5 protein-coding genes and 1 pseudogene are annotated in these 5,429 nt (G+C 63.0%); 3 read left to right on the top strand and 3 right to left on the bottom strand.

The window, feature by feature from the left end; all coding sequences use genetic code 11:
* Together F784_RS0121830 and F784_RS27975 are read left to right on the top strand one after the other, a co-directional pair.
* On the top strand, positions 1–812 hold an 812-nt coding region (locus tag F784_RS0121830; RefSeq protein ID WP_019588827.1), incomplete at its 5' end, for a WecB/TagA/CpsF family glycosyltransferase.
* Between the two features lie 38 nt (positions 813–850).
* On the top strand, positions 851–1,207 hold the full coding sequence (locus F784_RS27975) for a transposase (RefSeq protein WP_169405729.1): 357 nt from the start codon (positions 851–853) through the stop codon (positions 1,205–1,207).
* 258 nt (positions 1,208–1,465) lie between these two features.
* Here F784_RS27975 and F784_RS24285 read toward each other — a convergent pair whose 3' ends face one another.
* Entirely contained in the window at positions 1,466–2,386 is a 921-nt protein-coding gene (locus tag F784_RS24285; RefSeq protein ID WP_051087021.1) for a glycosyltransferase family 2 protein, read from the bottom strand.
* 70 nt (positions 2,387–2,456) lie between these two features.
* Between F784_RS24285 and F784_RS0121840 the strand changes: the two genes are divergently transcribed.
* Positions 2,457–3,773: an O-antigen ligase family protein gene (locus F784_RS0121840; protein ID WP_019588829.1), complete on the top strand. Its 1,317-nt coding sequence runs from the start codon at positions 2,457–2,459 to the stop codon at positions 3,771–3,773.
* A gap of 215 nt (positions 3,774–3,988) precedes the next feature.
* Here the strand turns inward: F784_RS0121840 and F784_RS0121845 are convergent, their stop codons facing one another.
* Together F784_RS0121845 and F784_RS26730 are read right to left on the bottom strand one after the other, a co-directional pair.
* Positions 3,989–5,083 carry a glycosyltransferase gene (locus F784_RS0121845; protein ID WP_019588830.1) on the bottom strand — a complete coding sequence of 365 codons (1,095 nt, stop codon included), beginning with the start codon at positions 5,081–5,083 and terminating at the stop codon, positions 3,989–3,991.
* A 153-nt stretch (positions 5,084–5,236) separates the two neighbouring features.
* A pseudogene (locus F784_RS26730) lies at positions 5,237–5,429 on the bottom strand (IS110 family transposase); the annotation flags it as partial.

The raw sequence follows: 5,429 nt of genomic DNA on the forward strand, positions 1-5,429 counted from the left end.
CTGGCGGGGTAACCGCGCAGACCCCACCGACCTCCCTGCCGGATCACGCCCAGAGGCCCGTTTCCCGCCCACTCCTGGGCACCCGCATCGACGCGACCAGCTACGCCCAAGCGGCAGCAGACGTGATCACCTGGGCGCAGGCCGGGGGCCCCCGCCGGGTCCACGCCGCCAACGTCCACATGGTCATGGAGGGAGTGGACGACCCCAACTTCCAGGCCGTCACCAACTCCGCCGACTTGGTCACGCCCGACGGGATGCCGCTCGTCTGGGGGTTGAAGCTGCTGGGGGTCCGGGACGCCGAGCGGGTCTACGGCCCCACCCTGACCCTGCATGTCTGCGAGGCGGCAGCCAAAGCGGGGGTGCCCATCGGGTTGTACGGCGGCACGCCCGAGAGCCTGGGGGACTTCCGGGCTTTCCTGGAGCGCCAGTTCCCCGGCATCCAGGTGGCCTGCACGATTGCCCCGCCCTTCCGCCCGCTGACGCCCGAGGAGGACGCCGAGGACGTCCGGCAGATCCTCGCCTCCGGGGCCCGCATCCTTTTCGTGGGGATCGGCTGCCCGAAGCAGGAGTGGTGGATGTACCGTCACCGCGACCGGCTGCCCCTCACCATGCTGGGGGTGGGCGCGGCCTTCGACTTCCACTCGGGGCGGGTCCGGCAGGCACCCGGGGCGATGCAGCGCCTGGGGCTGGAGTGGCTCTTCCGGCTGGCGATGGAGCCCAAGCGGCTCTGGAAGCGTTACGTCCGGCAAAACCCTCGCTTCCTGCTGATGTTCGCCCGCCAACTTCTGGGTGGCCGCACGGGCTCGTGCTGAACCGCGAGTAACAGCTGCTCGTAGTCTGGAGCGTCATTTTGGCTGCGGTTGGATGTGTAGCTCGCTTCGCTACTGAGGACCAGTTCGCCAGTTATTGCATGGCGGCTCCCATGGTGCGGGGCAGTGGGAAGAACAGCCGGGTCCAGCTCAACCGCGATGGAAATTGCCGATTGAATTGGGCCCTCCACATTGTGGCGCTGACCAGGAGGTGTTGCGACCAGCAGACACGGAAGTTCCTGGCCAAGGTCAAGGCGCGAGGAAAGACTCCTCGCGCCTCTCTCCGCATCTTGAAAACCCACACCGCGCGGGAACTCTTCCGTCATCTCAATAGCACTTCTCCCCCTGCTCTCTTCCACTTGGCCGCTATACAGCGACATGCCAGGATCTACTTTTAGGGGGCAGGCCACCTGATTCAATAAACCGGCATGGTGACAGGTGTCAACAAATAGGACATCCCAAAGCCGTATCGCTCAAATGAGCAGATGGTATACGACATTCAATTTCGTGAGCAACGTGGTCTTCTACAGCACGAACCGGTGGCGAAGCTGCCCGTGTTGGAATCACACGAGGGGAACGCATTATTGGCCTCCCTGCTGACAGCGCTCGCCAAGCTCAGGCCCATTATGGATAGCACGACTGCGTGAGGAGGTGACCTACAGGAGCGCTCTCTGCTTCACGCGCACGCCCAACGCGGCGAGCGCAATTAAGTAGTCCAGGTAGCGAGCACCGTGCTTGTGTAGGGCCTGAAACACACCTGCAACCGTTCTAAGGCTCGCGCGTTCAAAGGCGCGCATGGCAACTTGGGAGGCGATAAACCCAGCCAGACTTCCGCCCTTGAACAGGTGGGCATTCTGCTCAGCCCACCGGACCGAGTACTGCCAGTCGTTATCGTTGGATACGCTGCGCTGCGCTTGGTGGACGTACCAGATGCTCAGGATGTCTGGGATGAAGATGAAGTCCACGCCCGCCGCATCCCACTTCAGGTATAGGTCGAGGTCCTGGTGCTTCTTCAAGGTGTTGTCCCAGGGGATTTCGAGCAGGAGCGCTTTGGACGTCAGAAAGGAGGAGGTCTGGATCTGCGTCTCACCCGTCAGCTTACGGCGCATGAGCAGGTACTCGCTGATGCTCTCGCCCCGATCGGGGTCGCGCTGCGGCAGAACGCGCCCCGGTCCCTTCGGGGACTTGACGTACATGCGCGGGCAGATCACGACCCGCTGGGTGTGCCAATCCAGCGCGATCCGCATCTGCGCGTAGATTTTTTCCGGCAGCCACTCGTCATCATCATCGAGGAACCCGATCCATTCACCACGTGCCAGGTGAACGCCGATATTGCGCGCCTCGCCACCCCCCACGCTCTCGGGGAGCACCTCCACGCGCAAACGGTCGTCGTCAATACTGGACAGGGCCTGGACCGTCCGGTCATCCGGGCCGTCCACAACCACGATGACTTCCAAGGGTTCCCAGCGCTGCATCAGGGCGGACTTCACAGCGCGGGTGACGAGTTCGGGGCGATTACGGGTCGGGATGATGCACGACACCATCGGCAGGCCGGAGGGGAGGGGAAAACCTTGCACGCCCCAGCTTAGAGAGCAGGGTGCCAACAATTCCACGTAAAACTTCGGTATCGGTCCGCATAATGACCGGATGGTCACGGCGTTTCTGGGACTCCTCATCTTGTTGGGCGCGGCAGCAACAACTTACGTCCTTTTAGAGAAGGTACAGCGTACGGGTCGGTATTTCATCTGGCCCATCATCGTGAGCGTCACGCTGGGCACGGTGTTCGCCGCGCTGGGCACGTCGATGGGTGTCGTGAGTGCGGAAGCTTCCTCGGCCCTCACCCGGCTCAGCGGTCTCGTGGCGGACGGATTCTGTCTGCTCGCCCTGATGATGGCCCTCCTCCGCAGCCGCGCCCCCACCCACCCGGCCGTGCTGTGGGGGTATCTCCTCTTCGTGCTGGGCGCCATCGTGACGGTGCCCTGGAGCACCGAGCCCGCCTGGGCAACGGGTCTGTTCTCCACACCCCTCGTCCTGCTGGGCCTGTACGCCTGTGTGCTTACTGGGGTGACGCGCCAGGACTTCTTCAGTGTGACGCGCACCGTGCTGTCCTGGGTCCTCGTCGGCAGTCTCGCCCTCCTCGTCGTTGCCCCCGGACTCGCCTCCACCCCGTACGTGGACTCGCGCATCGGCCTCCCCATCCGGCTGCACGGGATCACCTTCCACGCCAATATGCTTGGCCTCTTGGCAGCGATGTACCTTGTCCTGCTGCTCGCACCGGACGTGTCCAAGCGCGGGCGGGTGCTGGGCGCCGCTCTCGGGCTCGCCGTGCTCGTCCTCGCCCAGAGCAAGACGGTCGTGGGTGGCCTCCTCATCGGTGTGGGCCTTATCGGGCTCGCGCAGATGTTCCGGGCCCCCACACTGACGCAGCGCGCCCTGCTGTTCCTTGCGATGCCGCTCGTTATCCTAGGCGGCGGCTCGGCCGTGAGGAGCGGGCTGTCCGACGCCGACGCGGGTGTCACGACGCTCACCGGGCGCACGCAAATCTGGGAGATTACCCTGGGGAGCTGGCGCGACAACCCTACCTTCGGGTACGGCCCACACCTGTGGGACAACGATTACGCCCGGCTCAACAATGCCGAGTGGGCGGGGTACGCGCACAACCAGCTCATTCACACCCTGGGGCAATCCGGCACCGTGGGTGCGGTTGGCTGGGCCATCTTCACGCTGGTCATGCTGCGCGCGCTCTGGGGAGCGTTGCGCCGGAGGGAGTACATCCTCGTCCTGCTCGGGACGGTCCTGCTCACCCGTGAGGTTTCAGAGGTCCCGCTCTACCTAGGACGCATTGACACGACCACGCTGTTCGTGGGGTTGATCGTGATCGGACTCGCCACCCGAGAGATGTTTCATGCGGTTGTGCAGGTAAGGAGGAGGACTCACCCAAGCGCCCTCCCCGAGCCTGCCTGAATCATTCAGAGGAGGGAACAATGGATCAATTGCATCAACGGGTTCAGGAGGAGCTTTCGCGCCGAGGAACAGAACTTCCGACCGGACTGCGGTAACACAACATCTGTCCGTTCGCAACCAGCCCCCGCCCAGGTAGCCAGAGCCTGGGCGGACTTCCTTTGGCCGAGGCGAGGTTCACCTTGCCAGTGTCTCTGTCCGCCTTCTCCTTTTGGCCTTCAGGTCAAGCAGGCGTCATACAGGCGTTCCAGTTCTCGGGTCTGCCGTTCAATCTCGAACAGACGCTGCACACGCGCGCGGCCAGCCTCGCCCATTCGTCGGCGGAGCGCTTCATCCCTCAGCAGAGTGATCAGGCTGTTCGTGAGGGCGTCCTGATCACCGGGAGGAGTGAGGAAACCGGTCTCTCCATGTTTCACTGCCTCGGGCACCCCGCCATCGGCGTAGGCTGCGACTGGCAACCCCATCGTCTGCGCTTCGGCAAACACCATCCCGAACGCTTCCAGGCGACTGGGCAGGCAGAAGATGGCAGCGCGGTTCATCCACTCGCGCACCTGCGCAGGCGTTTGTGGGCCTAGAAACTCTGCTCGCACTCCTAGACGAGACGCCTCAGCACGAGCCGCCCCCTCCAATTCCCCGCTGCCAATAATGACTAGGCGGACGTTCGGGATGGCCTGCTGGACATTCGGCATGACCCGGATTAGGTCCAGGACCCCCTTCCGCTCAATGAGGCGCCCAACACTCAGAATGATCGGCTCACGCTCCACAGGGGCGGGAACAAAGTCCTTCAGGTTGATGCCGATGTAGTGCGTGACTACTTTCTGCGGGGGGCACCCGAGGGCAAGCAGGCCTTCCCGAACGTAGTTGGAGACGGCGATGATCCGGCTGGCTTGACGGAACAACGCGGGGCGGCGCCACTGGTAGTACCGGTATACGCGCCGGAAGGGTTTCGTTGCAAACACGTCATACCCATGAAAGGTCGTGATCAGTGGGATGTTCAAGGCGCGGGCCAGGGGGAGACTCCACACTCCATCCACGCCGAAATGGGCATGCATTAAAGCAAGGTTTTGCTGCCGGAGGGCCTGCACCCAGGGTTGGGGAGCCTGCCCTAGATAAAGTTGCAAAGTCTGCACCTTGGAATACCCTGCTTCATCCGACAGAACCTGAGTGGGAATGGAGAGGGATGGGGTCCGAGGCTCCCGCTTCAGACCAACCAGGATCGGCGTGTAGCGCTGCAACGCACTGGCCTGAGCCGGGATGAAGGTTTCCGAGTACGGTAACAGCTTTTCGCGAAAAATGGCGACACGTAGCGACACGGTCCTACGTTATCCAACCAGGTATGACAGAGTTGAGACTGAGGAGTTCCTGACTACCCCTCAAAACGCGTAGGCTGAAGGAGAAGTCGGCTCCTGTAGCAACCGTAATGCGGGTCAAGGTTGCTTGTGGCGTGGGGGGCCGTCGACGGCGTGTCACGCCGCGGCGGCCTCCCCACGCCACTTCGCCTGAGAACGAACCATCGCGTGCAGGATCATCAGCAACTTCCGCATGCAGGCCACCAATGCGACCTTCTTCGGCTTCCCACGCTCGACGAGTCGGTCGAACCATGCGCGCAGCACCGGATTAAACCGCAATGATGCTACCGTCGCCATGTAGAGCACTTTC

The organism is Deinococcus apachensis DSM 19763 (assembly GCF_000381345.1).
GTDB classification, from domain to species: Bacteria; Deinococcota; Deinococci; order Deinococcales; family Deinococcaceae; genus Deinococcus; species Deinococcus apachensis.